Source organism: Rothia mucilaginosa, assembly GCF_001061665.1.
GTDB classification, from domain to species: Bacteria; Actinomycetota; Actinomycetes; order Actinomycetales; family Micrococcaceae; genus Rothia; species Rothia mucilaginosa_A.
In genome coordinates this window covers 314552-331338 of sequence record NZ_JVSP01000002.1, presented here as the reverse complement: position 1 = coordinate 331338, position 16787 = coordinate 314552, and the positions used below count along the sequence as shown (strand labels likewise).

13 protein-coding genes are annotated in these 16787 nt (G+C 63.9%); 5 read left to right on the top strand and 8 right to left on the bottom strand.

The annotated features are described in order from the left end of the window. Window positions 1–221 precede the first annotated feature (221 nt). Together ADJ95_RS01760 and ADJ95_RS01755 are read left to right on the top strand one after the other, a co-directional pair. Window positions 222–1730, top strand: a complete 1509-nt coding sequence (locus ADJ95_RS01760) for a class I SAM-dependent methyltransferase (RefSeq protein WP_049331976.1) — start codon at window positions 222–224, stop codon at window positions 1728–1730. Between the two features lie 293 nt (window positions 1731–2023). Further along, complete coding sequence (locus ADJ95_RS01755) at window positions 2024–3172, top strand: glutamate--cysteine ligase (protein WP_049331974.1); 1149 nt, start codon at window positions 2024–2026, stop codon at window positions 3170–3172. Between the two features lie 100 nt (window positions 3173–3272). On the opposite strand, the gene tsaD is transcribed toward ADJ95_RS01755, so the two are convergent. From tsaD to alr, 5 genes are all read right to left on the bottom strand, one after another. After that, the gene (tsaD, locus tag ADJ95_RS01750) at window positions 3273–4373 is read right to left on the bottom strand and encodes a tRNA (adenosine(37)-N6)-threonylcarbamoyltransferase complex transferase subunit TsaD (protein WP_049331972.1); all 1101 of its coding nucleotides are present in this window, start codon (window positions 4371–4373) and stop codon (window positions 3273–3275) included. 95 nt (window positions 4374–4468) lie between these two features. Next, the gene (gene rimI, locus ADJ95_RS01745; protein WP_049331970.1) at window positions 4469–5038 is read right to left on the bottom strand and encodes a ribosomal protein S18-alanine N-acetyltransferase; all 570 of its coding nucleotides are present in this window, start codon (window positions 5036–5038) and stop codon (window positions 4469–4471) included. Continuing rightward, entirely contained in the window at window positions 5038–5826 is a 789-nt protein-coding gene (gene tsaB / locus ADJ95_RS01740; protein WP_049331968.1) for a tRNA (adenosine(37)-N6)-threonylcarbamoyltransferase complex dimerization subunit type 1 TsaB, read from the bottom strand. Before tsaB ends, rimI begins: the two co-directional genes overlap by 1 nt. Before the next feature lie 124 nt (window positions 5827–5950). Next, window positions 5951–6568, bottom strand: a complete 618-nt coding sequence (tsaE, locus tag ADJ95_RS01735) for a tRNA (adenosine(37)-N6)-threonylcarbamoyltransferase complex ATPase subunit type 1 TsaE (RefSeq protein WP_049331966.1) — start codon at window positions 6566–6568, stop codon at window positions 5951–5953. Window positions 6569–6570: 2 nt separating this feature from the next. Continuing rightward, on the bottom strand, window positions 6571–7905 hold the full coding sequence (alr, locus tag ADJ95_RS01730; RefSeq protein ID WP_049331963.1) for an alanine racemase: 1335 nt from the start codon (window positions 7903–7905) through the stop codon (window positions 6571–6573). A gap of 154 nt (window positions 7906–8059) precedes the next feature. Between alr and ADJ95_RS01725 the strand changes: the two genes are divergently transcribed. The 3 genes from ADJ95_RS01725 (at window position 8060) to ADJ95_RS01715 (ending at window position 12318) form a co-directional block, all read left to right on the top strand. Beyond that, window positions 8060–9397, top strand: coding sequence for a glycosyltransferase (locus ADJ95_RS01725; RefSeq protein ID WP_049331961.1), 1338 nt, complete (start codon window positions 8060–8062; stop codon window positions 9395–9397). A 65-nt stretch (window positions 9398–9462) separates the two neighbouring features. Further along, the gene (locus ADJ95_RS01720; protein WP_049331959.1) at window positions 9463–10245 is read left to right on the top strand and encodes a phosphatase; all 783 of its coding nucleotides are present in this window, start codon (window positions 9463–9465) and stop codon (window positions 10243–10245) included. Between the two features lie 591 nt (window positions 10246–10836). Further along, window positions 10837–12318, top strand: coding sequence for a sugar transferase (locus ADJ95_RS01715; RefSeq protein ID WP_049331958.1), 1482 nt, complete (start codon window positions 10837–10839; stop codon window positions 12316–12318). A gap of 210 nt (window positions 12319–12528) precedes the next feature. Here ADJ95_RS01715 and ADJ95_RS01710 read toward each other — a convergent pair whose 3' ends face one another. The 3 genes from ADJ95_RS01710 to glmS form a co-directional block, all read right to left on the bottom strand. Further along, a complete protein-coding gene (locus tag ADJ95_RS01710; RefSeq protein WP_049331955.1) occupies window positions 12529–14115 on the bottom strand; it encodes a bifunctional ADP-dependent NAD(P)H-hydrate dehydratase/NAD(P)H-hydrate epimerase in 1587 nt (528 codons plus the stop codon). A 92-nt stretch (window positions 14116–14207) separates the two neighbouring features. Continuing rightward, entirely contained in the window at window positions 14208–14648 is a 441-nt protein-coding gene (locus ADJ95_RS01705) for a holo-ACP synthase (RefSeq protein WP_049331954.1), read from the bottom strand. A 251-nt stretch (window positions 14649–14899) separates the two neighbouring features. Continuing rightward, window positions 14900–16783: a glutamine--fructose-6-phosphate transaminase (isomerizing) gene (glmS, locus tag ADJ95_RS01700; RefSeq protein ID WP_049331952.1), complete on the bottom strand. Its 1884-nt coding sequence runs from the start codon at window positions 16781–16783 to the stop codon at window positions 14900–14902. Window positions 16784–16787 lie beyond the last annotated feature (4 nt).

The window sequence follows — 16787 nt, the reverse complement described above, 5'->3', positions numbered from 1 at the left end:
AACGTTTGATGCGAGACGGCGGCGCGGTGATGCGCCAAAAGGCCGCCTCGAGTGCTACCTCAACTCTAGTTTCACCGGTGCTTTCGGTCAAGAAAACCCGCCCTCCGCCGGAGCGTTTCACCGCAAGGCGAACAGGGGTCGGCACCGGGTCTGGGGCGGCCCGGCGGGCGGGCTCCGGCAGGGGGCACAACTCCCCGGGCGAAGGCCCGTAAAATGGGGACATGCCCCACAGCCCTAACGCATCCCCCGGAGCTCTTCCTGTAGAAGAATACCCGTTCGGTTTTTCTCCCGCTCCTCCGCTGCCCCTCAGCGACAACGCGCTCGCGGCAGCCGATGAGCTCTACCCGCTGGGCTCCGACACCCTCGGCGCCGTCACCTCCCTGCGTTCACGCGGGTTCAGCCCCGAGGAGTCTGCACAGATTATTTCCCTGGCGCAGGCTCGCACCCGTGCGCGCACCAAGTTCGGCGAGCGCGCCCGCACCCTCATGCTCACACAGGAGGCCTCCGAGCAGGCCACCCGCCCGGTGATTGCGCACTACCGCGCCGACCGCCTCGCGCGGGTTCCAGGACTCGTGGCCGATCTGGGGTGCGGTATCGGCTCGGATACCGCCGTCTACGCCGCGGCTCGCGGTTCCGTCGTGGCGGTGGAGCTCGATCCGCTGACCGCCTCGTTCGCCGCGGCAAACCTGGCGTTCTGCCCGCGGGCACGTGTGTACTCGGGCGATGTCACCGCCTACAACCCCGCCAGCGGTGCGGGCTCGGAGGCTCCCCTCACCGATAGCGCGGGCGCCTCCCCCGCCATTCTGTGGTTGGACCCGGCCCGCCGCGAGCTGCGCGGTGCGAAGAAGGCTCAGACGGAGCGCCTGTTTGATCCGGAGGCGTTCTCTCCCCCGTTCTCGTTCGTGCTGAATCTGGCGCGCACCGGCATGCCGATGGGTGTGAAGCTGGGGCCCGGTTTTCCGCACGAGGGTATCCCCTCCCCCGAGAATATTGCTTCGGAGGCGAACCCCGCACCGCGCATTGAAGCGGAGTGGATTCAGTCGGAGGGTTCCCTCGCCGAGTTGGTGCTCTGGTTTAACGCGCTGGCTCAGGAGGGCGTGGCTCGCACGGCAACCTCGGTGCGTGAGCTGCCCGCCGGCCCCGCTGATAGGGTACCGTCCGCAGCCGAGGCGGCCGGCAAGGTTGCCGACCTGCTGCCACCCTACGAGGCGGTGAGCTTCCGCAGCGCCCTCACGGCGGCCGAGGCCGAGCGGAGCGTGGAGGTTCCGGTATCCCTGCCGCAGCCGGGTGAGTACCTGCTGGAGCCCGCCCCCGCGATTGTACGCTCGCACCTGGTGGCCGAGTTTGCGCAGAGTATTGGCGCGCAGCTACTGGACGAGCACCTGGCCTATCTATGCTCAACCGAGCCGGTGGAGCATCCGCTGGTCACCTGCTACGAGGTACTGGAGGAGATTCCCCTGCAGGAGAAGCAGTTGAAGCGATGGGTGCGCGAGCAGGGTTTTACCGCGCTAACGGTTAAGAAGCGCGGCGTGGATATTGTTCCCGAGCAGCTGCGTGCGCGTCTACTGGGTTTGGCGGGCTCTAAGCCTTCTAAGAAGAAACAGAAAAAGAACGCTAATTCTTCTGGTGGTGCGCAGGAGTCCTCGTACCGCCCGGCGACGCTGGTCTTCACGCGCATCGGCGCGGGCAGAGATTCTCGCCGAGTCGGCTGGCACGTGCGTCCGCTCTAGCCTCGTCCAACCCCGACTGCCCAGTACCGTACTCGGTTACCGTTCGTGACGATTCGTTACGGTACCGGTTCCGGATTCTGCGCTCGACAGGGCGTTGAGCACCGCCAGACCGTACACTAGATACGGTGCCTAATAAAGATACGGGGCCTGATAAAGACATGCTGCCCAGTAGAGGTACTCCCCCGCGGAGTAGGCTCTCACCAGCTAGTCCCCTGCCGGGCAGATCTCACCGATAGCAAACTTCCGTAGTCGGCACTGTGTACGACACTATTTCCAGACGCAGGAAAGGTCCTATGATCGACTTTGCTTCCTCCCCTCAGTCTACCCTCGGCGTGGAATGGGAGATTGCACTCATCGACCGTGAAAGCGGCGAACTGACCCAGCGCGCCGCAGAGGTGCTCGGCATCCTGCGCGAGCGCCGCCCCGAACTGCTGGAGCCCGCCTCCGACCGGGCACACGTGACCGGGGAATTCCTGGAGAACACCATCGAGGTCATTACCGGCGTCTGCACGACCGTGGCGCAGGCCTGCCGCCAGCTGCAGGAGTTGACCGACACCATTCGCGAGATTACCGACGGGCTGGGTATCGAGTTCTACCCGGCGGGCACGCACCCGTTCTCCCGCTGGTCCGAGCAGCCCGTCGTGGCCAAAGAACGCTATCGGCGCGTCGTGGAGCGCGCCCAGTATTGGGGCCGCCACATGGTCATCTACGGCGTGCACGTGCACGTGGGTGTGGATTCTCGCGATAAGGTTCTGCCGCTCGTTGACGCGCTCACCAACTACGGGCCGCACCTGCTGGCGCTCTCCTGCTCCTCCCCATACTGGGAGGGCATCGACACCGGTTACGCCTCGCACCGCACCCAGCTCTACCAGCAGCTGCCGACCAACGGCCTGCCCTTCCACTTCGACACCTGGGAGCAGTACAGCGAGTACCTGGATTCACTCGTGGCGACCGACGTGATTAACGACCCGAGTGAGGACCGTTGGGATGTTCGCCCGGTTCCGCGCTACGGCACCATCGAGATGCGCTATTGCGACGGCCTGGCCTCCCTGCCGGATGTTGCCGCGGTTGTGGCGTTCACCCAGTGCCTGGTGGAGTACTTCTCCCGCCGCATTGAGGCCGGCGACAAGCCCGAGGTGCTGGCCCCCTGGCACGCGCAGGAGAATAAGTGGCGCGTGGCCCGCTACGGCCTGGAGGCAAAGATCGTGGTTTCCAACGCGCCGGAGCAGCGCACCTTGCGCGAGGACTTTGAACTGCTGCTGCCCGAGCTGGAGCCGGTGGCCCGCGACCTGGACTGCGAGGTGGAGCTGGCACAGGTGCGCCGCATCCTTGCGGAAGGTACGGGAGCCGACCGCCAGCGTGCAGTGTTCGAGCGCACCGGCTCGATGCGTGAGGTGGCGCTAGACGTTGCCGCGCAGTCTCGTGCGCGAGCGCTGCGCTAACCCCTCGCGGGAAGAAAACTTAGATACGTAAAATGCCTCGGCGCAGTCATCATGAGACTGTGCCGAGGCATTTCTACGAGCTTTTTTAGAAGCAGGCAGTTTAGAAGCAGACGGTGGTCACCGGCAGCGAGGAGTCCGTCGTGAAGTCCACGCCCGAGGGCTCGCGGCCCGCGGCGACCAGGCGGGCGCCCAGGGCGGCAACCATCGCGCCGTTGTCGGTGCACAGGGTGAACTTCGGAATGATTAGGCGCACACCCTCGGAGGCGCATCGGGCGGCCAGCAGCTCGCGCAGACGCGAGTTTGCCGCCACGCCACCGCCGAGTAGCAGGGTCTTCATGCCCTGCTCGCGGCAGGCGAGCATCGCCTTCTTGGTGATGACGTCCACGACCGCTTCTTGGAAGGAGGCGGCGATATCAGCAACCGGGACCTCTTCACCGGCGGCTTCGAAGCTCTCAATCACGCGCGCCACTGCGGTCTTCAGGCCCGAGAAGGAGAAGTCGTAGCGATGCTCTCCGGGGTTCTCGGCGGTGCCCATGAATTTGCGGTTCGACAGGCCGCGCGGGAACACGAAGGCGTTGCGGTTGCCCTCTGCGGCGGCGCGGTCGATGGCGGGGCCGCCCGGGTAGTTGAGGCCGAGCAGGCGGGCGATCTTGTCGTAGGCCTCGCCGGCGGCGTCATCCAGGGTTGCGCCGAGCAGGCGCACATCGGAGGTAATGTCGCGCACCTGCAGGATTTCGGTGTGACCACCAGAAACCAGAAGCGCGCCCAGGCCGCCCGAGCCGGCGTTGGCCAGCAGGTCGGAGCCGTCCTCGGTGCCGTTGTCCTCGAGCAGGCCAACGCCAACGTGCGCGACCAGGTGGTTAATGCCGTAGAGGGGCTTGCCGGTGGCGATGGCGAGCGCCTTTGCCGCGGAAACACCCACCATGAGGGCACCGGCCAGACCGGGACCCGCGGTCACGGCGATGGCGTCCACTTCGTCGAGGGTAATGTCCGCTTCGGCGAGTGCCGCCTTGAGGGCGGGAATCATCGCATCCAGGTGGGCGCGAGAGGCGATCTCAGGAATTACGCCGCCGAAGCGCACGTGCTCCTCCATCGAGGAGGAAATGGTGTTGCTCAGCAGCTGCGCGCCGCGCACAATGCCGATTCCGGTCTCGTCGCAGGAGGATTCAATGCCCAACACGAGGGGTTCGCGAGTGCTCATAGTTCGTCTTTCTGTCGCGCGGCCTCACGTCGGCCGCGCGTAGTAATGCTGTGGTGAAGAAAATGGCTGAGGAATGAGGGGGAATACCGTGCTATCTAGAACGCACATTCCATGATAATGGCGTCGGTCCCGTCATCGTAGTAGCGGCGGCGCACGTGAATCTGGCGGTAGCCGTTACGTTCGTAGAGGCGCTGGGCGCGCGGGTTGTCGGCACGCACCTCCAGCAGGATGCGCTCGGCCCCCAGCTCGCTGGCTCTCGCGTGCATCTGCTCGAGCATGGCCCGGCCGAAGCCGTGCCCCTCGTACTCGGGAAGCACACCGATGGTCTGCACGTCAGCGGTATCGGCGACCACCATGGTGCCGCAATAGCCGATAGCGAGCCAGGTATCTTCCCCATCGGTGAAGTACCGTTCGGTAACGGCCTCCGAGTCATCACCCACCGCGTTCTTCGCGGGGATCTCCAGCAGGTAGTACGTGCGGGTCGGGTGGGTGATTTCCGCCAGGAACATGTCGATGTGCCAGGCGTCGGCGGGGAATAGGGTGGTCTCCATGGCATGCATGGCCTGCACATCGGGCAGCTCAGCCACGCGCAGGCGAGCACCTATGGCCAGACCGTCCCGCACGATGTTTTCAGAGTTCTCAGTGGAGTTCTCGGCTGCGCTCATTAGCCCTCCCTCTGCCCGACAGTTTGTGCGGTAGCCCGTGCGGCCTGCTTCTGCTGGCGGGCCAGCATCGCGGCGGGGATCTTCGCATCGGAGTCACGCAGGTACAGGGCTGAGGTGTCGGGGCTCAGGGCGTCAAGGCCCCGTCGTGCCGCGGCAGCCAGCAGGTACTCGGCGTGGGGGTGGATTCCCTCCCCCGCTTCCACAAGATCCCAGCCCAATTCGCGCAGGGTTTCGGCGTACAGGCCGGCACCGTAGCCGTAGGCGTAGGAGGGGCCCTCACCGGGCAGAATTTCGGAGGCGGGGCTCACGGTCGGCCCGTCCACCAGGCTGTAGCCCTCGGCGTTGACGCGGTAGCGTGCGGAGTAGACCTCGCGGCGGCGCGCATCGGAGGCGACCAGCAGCTCAGCGCCTTCCGCCTCGCCGGCTCCCCCGCCCTGAGCGAATACCCGTTCTTGATAGGCACGCTCGGCCAGAGCGGTCAGACTCATCATGCCGTACACGGACACGGACCAAGCAAATCCCAGGGCGCGCGCGGTGACAATACCGGCGCGCAGGCCGGTGAAGGGGCCGGGCCCGGTACCGGTCAGAATCGCGTCCAGTTCCTCGCCGCGCACGCCGGCCTCCTGCAGGGCGGCGTGGGCGAAGGGGGCCATGACTTCGGCGTGGGAGCGGGTATCTTCGCTCTCGAAGCGGGCCAGAATATCAAAGGAAGCACCGGCTTCGGAGCCGTGCACGCGGGCGAGCGCCACGGATGCGGTGGCGGATGAATCAAGGGCAAGTACTAGCACCCTCCCATTCTAACGCGCACCCGCCGAGGCCCCCGGCGGGTGCGCCGGGAGCGATACGCGGTACCCGAGGGGCTCCGGGAGGCTTATCCCTCAGCGGGCCGCCCGCCATATCTGTGGGGGGGGGCTACGCCTCGCGGAGTCGGTCGGCGAGCTCCTCGAAGGTACCCTCCCAGCGGGGGCCGAAGGCGCGCACGCGCAGCAGGCGAGGCTCGGGCACATCCGCCTCGAGGTCCTCACCATCCGAGCCGTCCTCGGCTACGCTCTCATCTTCGTCGTCCCAACTGAATTCCTCCGAGTAGGCAAAGCGCGCATCGGCACCGGTCAGGCGGGTAAAGTCCAGCTCTAGGCGGGAATCGCTCAGGTGCTCGGCCTTGCCGCGACCCCACTCGATGACGGTCACCGAGCGCGGCAGGGAGAACTCCAGGTCCAGGTCGTCGAGCTCCTCGGCGCTGGAGAGGCGGTAGGCGTCCACGTGCACCAGGTCGGGTCCGCCGGGCCGGGGGCCCCCCGGCAGGTTCGGGTGCACGCGGGAGAGCACGAAGGTCGGGGAGATAACGCCCTCGCGCACGCCCAGCCCCTCCCCCAGGGAGCGGGTGAACGTGGTCTTGCCCGCGCCGAGCTCACCGGAGAGTAGGAGCACGTCCCCGGACTTGAGGTATTCCGCCAGGGCGAGCGCCAGGCGGCGCGTGTGCTCGGGCCCGGTCACGTCCAGGTCGAGGGCGGCAGAGACATACTCAGACATCTTTACCCCTCGCGCTCTTCGTTTGCGGTCTCGGCGGTCTCGGTGCCCCAGAGCCCGTCGAGTTCGGCCTCCACCCAGGAGCCGCCCACGTACACACGGGGCACGCGGTACGAAATGCGGGTCACGATTTCGTAGTTAATGGTCTGCGCAGCATCCGCCCATTCTTCCACGGGCGGGTTCTCACCGGCACCAAAAAGGATGGCGGGCGCACCCAGGTACCCCAGGGCGGGGTCACTCAGGCCAGGTTCGCCCAGGTCGACAACCATCTGGTCCATGGCGATGCGACCCACCACTCGGTAGTTCTTACCCTCCGGTCCCGCGGGGATACGCCCGGCCGCTTCGTCCTGTGCGCCGGGGTAGATGCGCACCGGCGCGTTCTCCGCGATGCGGGGCACGCCGTCGGCGTAGCCGAGGGGCACCAGAGCCAGGGTCGTGGGCTTCTCGGTGTGGTAGCGCAGGCCGTAGGAAACGCCCTGACCTGCGGGAACTTCCTTCACGTTGGCGATGTAGCTGCTCACCGTCATGGCCGGTTCAAGCCCCAGGTCCGCGGAGGTCGCCTCGGGAAGCGGAGAGAGGCCGTAGAGGGCCAGGCCGCAACGCACGCCGTCGACGAGCAGGCTCTCGTCGGCCTGCCAGCCGTCCAGGGCGGCGGTCAGGGTTGCGGGAGAGTTGGCCAGGTGCACGAGCTCGGGGGTCAAACCTGCATCCTTCGCCCGTGCGACGAAGCCCTCCAGAACCTTCAGCTGCTCCGCGGTTTCGGAGCGGAGGGGTTCGTCGGCCACGGCCAGGTGGCTGAAGATTCCCTCCACGCGGACCAGGCCCTCGCGTTCCAGCTGGGCGGCGCGGGCCACGAGGGCCGGCCACTCTTCGACCGTGGCGCCGTTGCGGCCCAGGCCGGTATCGGCCGCCAGATGCACGATGGCGCGCTCGCCGGTGCGTTCGGCGGCGGCGGCAACCGCCTCCAGGTCCCAGCCGGAGACGCCCAGGCGAACGCCCTCGCGCAGGGCCGCGTCAAAGTCGGTGGAGGGGGTGTGCAGCCAGGCGATGAGGGGGGCTTCGATACCGTCGGCACGCAGCTCCAGGGCCTCGTTGACGTGCACGAGACCGAGCATGTCGGCGCCGGCGGCCAGAGCGGAACGAGCCACCGGGTAGGCACCGTGGCCGTAGGCGTCCGCCTTGACGATGGCGATGAGCACGCGGGGGCCAATCAGATCCTTGAGGCGGCGCACGTTGTGCTCGATGGCGTCGAGGTCAATGTACGCGGTGCGTTCCTCATGCTCGGGGGTGCAGGGCGGGCAGTACAGCGGTGCGGCCTGTTGCTCGGAGGGGTGGGTCATGTCCGTCGAGGTCTTTCTCGTGGTGGGTTCTTTCGTGGGCCGCCGTGAGGCGGCTAGTCTGTACTAAATTCTAGACCTCCCGACGTGCGAAAGTCCTGTCGCGATACACTAGGCGGGTAGGTCTTTGCGCTGTGCTATAGAGAGGAAAGCGTCGATGAGTAGCCCCGAGGCAGTCCGAACGGTTCACGTGTACTCTATGCACACCGACCCCTTTGCACAGCCCGGTAGCGGGGATGCGGGCGGCATGAACGTCTACATCGCGCAGTCCGTGCGGGCCATGCTCACCATCAATCCTCAGCTGAAGGTCGAGGTTTTTACGCTGAACCGCACCCCGCAGGCTCCCGAACGGGCGCACGTCGAGGACCCCGAGTGGGGTTCGCGCCTGGTACGTCACTACATTGACGTTCCCGCGGCGCGCGAAGCGACAAAGAATGACCTTGCCGAATACCTGGAGGACTTCGCCCAATCCTGCGTCACCCAGGCCATGAATGTTCCCGATGTGATTCACGCGCACTATTGGCTCTCCGGCTGGGCTGCGGTGCAGGCAGAGGGCGCGTGGAGCCGCAGGCTCTTTCCCGGGCGGGTTCCCGACGGAGCCGACGGCTCCGGCAGCTCCGATGGTTCCGGCGAGCATCGCCTCTCGACCAGGGCCGTCGCAATTTTCTTCACCCCGCACACCACCGCGGCCGCTAAGGATGCGCGGCGCGGCCCGGGCGAACCCGCCGAACCGCGTATTCGCCACAGCATCGAGAACCGGCTACCGGCCTTCGTGGACGGGTACATTGTGAACACCCCGCTGGAGGCCGAGGAACTGGTGCAAAGCCACCCCAGCCTCTCCGGGCGAATCAGCATTATCACCCCGGGAGTTGATACCGACATCTTCCGCCCGCTCCCCGGCGTTCACCCCGATCACGACACCTCCGAGACCCGGTGCCGCATCGTGTTTGCCGGCCGACCCCAGCCGTTGAAGGGGCCGCACCTGCTCGTGGAGGCGCTCGCCCTGCTCCCCCGTGACCTCCAGGTGGAGCTCGATATTATTGGCCGTTCCGAGTCGGACTACGAGCAGCGTCTGCTGGAGCGCGCCGCCGAGCTCGGCCTCGCCGATCAGGTTCGACTGAAGGATCCGGTACCGCCGGAGGAGCTCGCCCGCATCTTCCGCAGTGCCGACATCGTGGCCTGCCCTTCCTCGTCTGAGACCTTTGGCCTGGTCGCTCTGGAGGCGCAGGCCTGCGGTGCGGCGGTCCTCGCCTCCGACGTTGACGGCCTGCGTTTTGCCGTGGAAAACCACCGTACGGGTCTGCTTGTGGCGCCCCGCACCGCCGAACGCTGGGCGGTGGCTATCGAACGCCTCGTGCGCGCCCCGTACCTGCGCCACTCCCTGGGGGCGAACGCGGCGGCCCGCGCCCGTTCGATGAGCTGGGAATCCACGGCCCGCAAGACTCTGGACGTCTACGAGACCGCTGTGCCGGTGCCTCGGCCCGCTGAAACATAGCCGCTTCGCGAAGCTTACATCACCCTCGACTTTTCTACTTCCACCAATTCCCCAAAGGAGCTTTCATGTCCTTTTCCATGAGCCGCGATGAATTCGCCGCTTACCTGGACTCCGCCCGCATTACCGGCGAGGTGGCAACCCCCCGCGAAAACAACCTGGACCATATTCAGGGTTTCCTTGACGGCAACGAGCACCTCGAGTTTGGCGTGCAGTGGACCCGCGATTGGGACTACGACTCTGTGTTTGAGGTGATGGTTCGCCGCGCCGGTCTGAACCCCGACCGCTCCCACACACACGGCCAGGACACGATCGGTGCGGAGCAGTGCATCAGCGCCCTGGAGGAGTACGCCCGTATCTTCGGTGATGCGGTGCGCTCCGGCTCCCGTATCCTGTTTGCGACCGGTCACCCGGCGGGACTCTTCCCAATTTATGCGGTGCTGGCCGCGGCGGCCCGTGCCGCGGGTGCCGAGGTCCTTCAGATTGAGGAGGGCGAGCGTTTTCTGGACGGCGATGTCCGCCAGATTATGGACGTCGTGATGTTCGAGCAGTACGGCAATCTGCAGCACACGCACTTCCCCGGCCCGATGCGCATCGCCCTGGATCAGTTGCAGGCCCGCGGCGTGGTCCCCGATCTGGTGGTTTCCGATCACGGCATGGCCGGCTACGCCTCGTCGACTCGCAAGCTGCTGACGATTGGTATCGCCGATTGTAACGATCCGGGCCTGTTCGTGGCCGCGGAGCAGGGGGATCTGCCGGTGTGCGTGCCGATGGACGATAACGTCCCGCCGCGCCGTTACGAGCCGATGATTGATTTCATCCTAGACCGCGCGGGCCTCGAGCGCCCCTAGTAGGTTCTCGCCGTTTTCATCATGGTTTACCCCGCTGATCGGGCTGCCGTGTGTAACTCGATACCCCGGATTCGCAGGTTCCCGCCTCGCGAGGTCCGGGGTATCGTTTATTGTCACTATTCCTCGTACCCGACCTACCGCGGACGGGCTTTTACGCTGTTCTGAGACCCCCCGGAAAGATGCACGCGGGTGCCAAATATAGCGCCCATCATTCGGTTATCTCCTAGTCGAGAAAGCTTATACATCTTTCACCCTCTGTGATTGATTTCATCACTATAGGCGACAGATATCGCTATCGTTCTTCGGGACGGAAGACCCATAAACCCGTAGAATAGTTTACGGAACACGTTATTGTGCTTCTTGCTCGATATAACGCTCCATTAGGCGCCTCACCAGCGCCTTTACCGTAATCCCTGCCATTGTTTACTCAGCACGGTTACTGTTCACTCATTCAACAGACAAAGATAAGAATACGGCTCCTTGCACCGATATTTAGGGGTAAATGTGCCTATTCGCCGCTCTCTGTCCGCAGCACAGGACAAATTTCCGGGGAAGATTACACCGTTGAAAGTACAAGATCGTCTCAAAAAAATGTGGGGTGCGGACTTCGTTGTTAAGCGAAGCTGGCACCCAAAGGTTCAGCGTGCCCTCTACCTGGGTGATTTTGCATCCATCACCCTGGCGGTTCTCGCTGCCCACCTTATTCGCTTCGGCCTAGAAAACGCAGACCTGCCCTACGTGAATGTCTGGCCCATTAACGTTCTGGACGGCCGAGTGCCCGCTCTGGATTACATTTTCCTGGGCGTCGGCATGATTCTCGGCTGGTGGGTTATCCTCCAGCTCAATGGCTCTCGTAGCCTGCGCATCATGGGCTTCGGCACCGAGGAGTACCGCCTCATCACTCGCGGTACTACCTATTTCTTCTGCGGGCTTATTATTCTGGCGTTCTTCCTCAAGGTTGACGTCACCCGCATGTACTTGCTGATTGCTTACCCGCTGGGCCTTCTCTTCCTGCTCATCGAACGTTGGATGATTCGTCAGGGCCTGGTGCGTTCCCGTATCCGCGGTCGCGCGCTAACCCGCGTCATGATTATTTCCGATGTGACGACCGGTCAGCACCTGTATAAGAACCTGGAGGGCGTGGTTGCTTCCGGCCTCTCCCCCGCAGCGTTCTATCTGCCCGGTTTCACCCCCGGCACCACCGTGGCCGGCGCTCCGATTCCGGTGCTCGGTTACAGCACCTCCCCGGCCGATATTATGGATGCTATCCGCGAGAACGATATTCACATGGTTGCTGTTACGAATGGTCACCACTTGAGCCCGGATCAGGTTCGCCTGCTGGGTTGGAAGCTCGCGGACGCCCACATCTCACTGATTATGGCTCCCGCTACGACCGATATCGCCGGCCCCCGTATGCACATGCAGCCGCTGAACGGCCTGCCGCTGGTGCACGTGTCGACCCCGCGCATCACCGGCTTGTCGGCCTTCTTCAAGCGCTCCGTGGACGTCATTGCTTCGGGCCTGGGTCTGATTCTGCTGTCCCCGCTGTTCCTGGTGGTTGCTCTGCTGGTTAAGCGTGATGGTGGCCCGGTCTTCTTCCTGCAGAGTCGTGTGGGTCTGAACGGTGAGCTGTTCAAGATGGTGAAGTTCCGTTCCATGCGCACCGATGCGGAAGAGGTTAAGAAGCGTCTCATGGCGCAAAACGAGGGTAACGGCGTGCTCTTCAAGATGAAGGATGACCCGCGTATTACCCCTATTGGTAAGTTCATCCGCAAGTACTCGATTGACGAGCTGCCCCAGCTGTGGAACGTGTTCATCGGCGATATGTCGCTGGTGGGCCCCCGCCCGCCGCTGGTGGAAGAGGTCGAGCAGTACGAGGACATTGCGTACCGTCGCCTGCTGGTGAAGCCCGGTATTACGGGCCTGTGGCAGGTGTCGGGTCGTAGCGACCTCTCTTGGGAAGAGTCGGTTCGCCTGGACCTCTACTACGTTGAGAACTGGTCGCTGACCGGCGACTTCATCATTCTCCTGCGCACCGTTCGTGCGGTCTTTGCGAAGGAGGGCGCGTACTAAGATACGCCGGGGTTTTCCCACCGGCGTGTATGCCGCTCTAGAAAGGTTGTCCCGGCACAGGCATCTCGAGCATCGCACGCCGATACGTAAATGCGTCGAAGGGGCGTGAACCCGTTGGGTTCACGCCCCTTCTGCGTTTATCTGCCGTATTCATGCTGCGATTGAAAGCCTCAATCGTTTAGGCAGTGGGCCGCGCGGGAGATTCTTTCCCTAATCCGCGAGGAGTCGTGCGATTACCTCCGGCAACATCTGAGCCACTCGAGTGGCAGGTGCGGGCCCATCCAGGGGGTCTGCGGTATTTCCGGTGACGCTGGCTCGGGCGGCCTGACCGTGCAGGTAGACGGCGAGGGCGCCCACTGCAGAGTAGGTGCACACCTCGATGGGCTCGTCGCCGGCGTTGAGCACTGCAATGGTTTGGGCCAGCAGAGCGCCGTAGATACCGGTTAGGGTATCTCCGCTACCGGCGGTGGCCAGCCAGGGGGTTCCGCCGGCCACGCTGTAGGTGGCGCCGTTGGGGGCCGCGATAATCGTGTATCCGCCCTTGAGCATGACGGTTGCGCCGGAGAGCTCGGAGGCGGCACGCGCCCAGCGGAAGGGTTCAGCGTCGATATCGCGGCGGCTGGGCACGATGGCATCCCCCAGATGAGCTTCCCAATCGCTGGGAGCAACCTCGTGCACGATGCGCAGGAAGCGTTCAAGCTCGCCGGCGTGCGGGGTCAGAATCTTGTGGGGTCCGAGGCGCTTACCGGTGGCCAGGTATTCAGCGGCCAGGTCGCAGGCACCTGCATCCAGGATGGCCGGCTCCGGCGCGTGCAGTAGGTAGCGGTTCTTATCCAGCGAGTCGTGGCCGGATCCGGAGCCACCGGCCCATACGGTCACCCGCTGCACTGCGGGGGTTCCGGAGAAGTAGACGGCCTCGGGGTTGTGGGCAATCATGAGCTGGCGTAGCTCGTGGGAGTTCGCGCCAAAACGTACCATACCCACGCCGCAATTGAGCGCGGCGCGCACGCTCATCAGGGCCGCCCCCGGGTACTCGAGGCTTCCGGTGAGCATACCGAGCACCCCGCGGGTGTACTTATGAGAGTGGGCGTTGGGGACCTCGAGGGTATCGCGGAAGTCTTGTCGTTCCATGACGCGCATGGCGGGCTTGAAGCGGTTGAGGGCTTCCGGCACACCCAGGGTGTAGAGCTTAACGTCGCCGGCGTGCTCGCTGTGAACGGTTCCGAGCGGTAGCTTACGGCCGATGAAGGTGACGGTGCGGTCAGCGCGCAGAACGGGTTCGTGAACGGTCCCTCGGTTGTTGTCGATACCAGAGGGGGTGTCAACGGCAAGCACTCGGCCGAGGCGGCCCTTCTTCTGGGTTGCGCACAGGGTACGCAGGAACTCCCCCGCTTCTCCTCGCACGGCCCCGCTCGAGCCAGTTCCGAGGATGCCGTCAATGATGAGGTCGTATTCCTTCACCTGTTCCAGGGCTTTGGCGGGGTCGAGCACCCGCGTGCCTTCGCCGCCCTCACGGGCGATAAGCTCTAGGTTCTTTTCGCTGGGTTCGAAGACCACGGCGTCCACACGGTGCCCGTTAGCGCTCAGCCGAGCGCCGGCGTAAACGGTGTCAGATCCGTTGTTGCCCGGGCCAACGAGCAGGAGTACGGAGGCTCCCTGTCGGCCATCGAGCAGGCCAATGGCTTCGGTAGCGACCGCGTCGGCGGCACGCTGCATGAGGTAGCCGTCGTAGTCGGGTGCCTCGATGTAGAGCTTTTCCGCTTCGCGAATCTGGGATGCGGTGTAGATAAGCTTCATTGCTGTCTCCTTAGTGGCGGCGGATGGACCGGGGTGTCGCGGGGCGCGGCGGGTGGGACCTGCGGCTAAACGATGGCGCGAAGAATCCTCTTCTACCCCTCGTCAGCGGAGGTTTCGGTGATGACGCTGAGCCGGTAGCTTTCGGGGTTGAACTTCCGCAGGTGCTCCAGCTCGGCGTCGCTCAGATACTCTGCGGTAGCGATGGCAATAGCCATGGGCTCATCGTGGGTGAGTGAAAGGTGGATGCGGTTAATCCCGAGCTTTCGAGCGCGGTCGGCGATAGTACCGCGAATGATGAGGTAGGGCTGCCCGCTTTCGGCGGTGGCGACCTCGCAGTCCTGCCAGTTGAGCCCGGCGGGCGCTCCGAGAACCTTGGCGACGGCTTCCTTGGCGGCGAATCGCACAGCTTGGGAACGCACGTTACGGCTTCGCTCGTTGGGGGTGAAAATGCGGCGTACGAAGGCCGGCGTTTCGGTGATGATCCGTTCGAAACGCTCAATATTGACGGTATCTACGCCGATTCCCATGATCATGAGGTACACCTTCCCTTGGCGGGTACTACGGCCGCGGTCGTTGCGGCTTCTCTTGTTTTAAGTCTAGCGAGCTTCCACGCTTCTGTACGGCTAAGCGTCAAATATGACGCGTTTCAAATCTCCTGATGTTCCTGTTCGGTTGCTCTGTGCGTTGTCTTGTACTCGTCTTTCGGATAAACGCAAAGGGCGGTGGTTGAGTTCCCTAGGGAACTCAACCACCGCCCAAGCGTTACAGCGTTCGAACCGTGTGATTACTCCACGGTCACTGACTTTGCGAGGTTACGCGGCTGGTCAACGTCCAGGCCCTTGGCTTCAGCCAGTGCGCATGCGAAGATCTGCAGGGGCACGGTTGCCAGCAGGGGCTGCAGCAGCGAGGGGCATGCCGGGACGGTGATGAGGCGGTCTGCGTAGGGCTTGACTGCCTCGTCGCCTTCCTCAGCAATGACGATGGTGAAGGCGCCACGAGCGCGCACCTCCTGGATGTTGGAGACGACCTTGCCGTGCAGGGAGTCGCGTCCGCTTGCGGAGGGAACCACAATAATCACGGGCTGACCCTCGTCAATCAGAGCGATCGGGCCGTGCTTGAGCTCGCCAGCGGCGAAGCCTTCAGCGTGGATGTAGGTGATCTCCTTGAGCTTGAGTGCACCCTCCATAGCAACGGGGAAGCCCACGTGGCGGCCGAGGAAGATGACGGAGGAGGCATCCTTCATCTCGACGCCCAGTTCCTTAACCGGTGCGTCGTTGTCGATGACCTTCTGAATCTTCTCGGGCATCTGCTGCAGCTCAGAGAGGATCGAAGCAATCTCGTCCTTGTACTTGTTGCCGCGCAACTGTGCCAGGTACAGGCCGAGCAGGTATGCTGCGGTAATCTGTGCCAGGAACGCCTTGGTCGAGGCCACTGCGATTTCGGGGCCGGCGTGGGTGTACAGCGCGGCGTCGGATTCGCGGGGCAGGGTCGAACCGTGGGTGTTGCAGATGGAGATAACCTTTGCGCCCTGTTCGCGTGCGTGGCGCACGGCCATCAGGGTGTCCATGGTTTCGCCAGACTGCGAGAGGGCCACAATCAGGGTCTTCTCGTTCACGATCGGGTCGCGGTAGCGGAACTCGTGGGCGAGCTCAACCTCGGTGGGGATACGGCACCAGTGTTCGATGGCGTAGCGTGCCACCTGGCCCGCGTATGCGGCGGTACCGCAAGCAACCACGATGATCTTGTCAATCGAGCGCAGCACCGAGTCGTCGATGTTCAGCTCGTCGAGGGTCAGATTACCATTCTCGTCGAGGCGGCCCATGAGGGTCTGCTCAACGGCGGTCGGCTGCTCGTGGATTTCCTTCTCCATGAAGGAGTTGTAGCCGCCCTTTTCGGCTGCGGCTGCGTCCCACTCGATGTGGAAGGGCTTACCCTCTGCGGGATTGCCCTCGAAGTCGATAATCGAGTAGTCGGTTGCGGTGATGGTCACGATCTGGTCCTGACCCATCTCCACGGCTTCCTTGGTGTAGTCGATGAACGCGGAGACGTCCGAACCGAGGAAGTTCTCGTTGCGGCCCAGGCCAATCACCAGCGGAGAGTTGCGGCGGGTTGCCACAACACGGTCCGGGTGGTCGGCGTGGATAGCCAGGATGGTGAAGGCACCCTCGAGGCGGTTGGAGGCGATACGCACGGCCTCGGTGAGGTCACCGGTACCGAGCTTGTTGTAGATGCTTGCGATAGTTGCGGCGGCTACCTCAGTGTCAGTCTGAGAAGTGAACTCCACGCCCTCGGCGAGCAGCTCAGCACGCAGTTCTGCAAAGTTTTCGATAATACCGTTGTGGACGACGGCGAGGCGGCCGTTGTCAACAACGTGGGGGTGAGCGTTGACGTCGGTGGGTCCACCGTGGGTTGCCCAACGGGTGTGACCGATACCAATCTGGGATTCCGGCAGGGGGTGTTCCTTAACCTCGTTCTCGAGGTTCAGGAGCTTGCCTGCCTTCTTACGGAATTCGATACCGTCGGGGCACACCAGTGCCACGCCGGCAGAGTCGTAGCCGCGGTATTCCTGGCGGCGCAGACCTTCGAGGACCACATCGTATGCGTTGTGGTCAAACTTGTTACCGTCCGGAGCAGTGTCCAGACCTACATATCCTACGATTCCACACATGCTA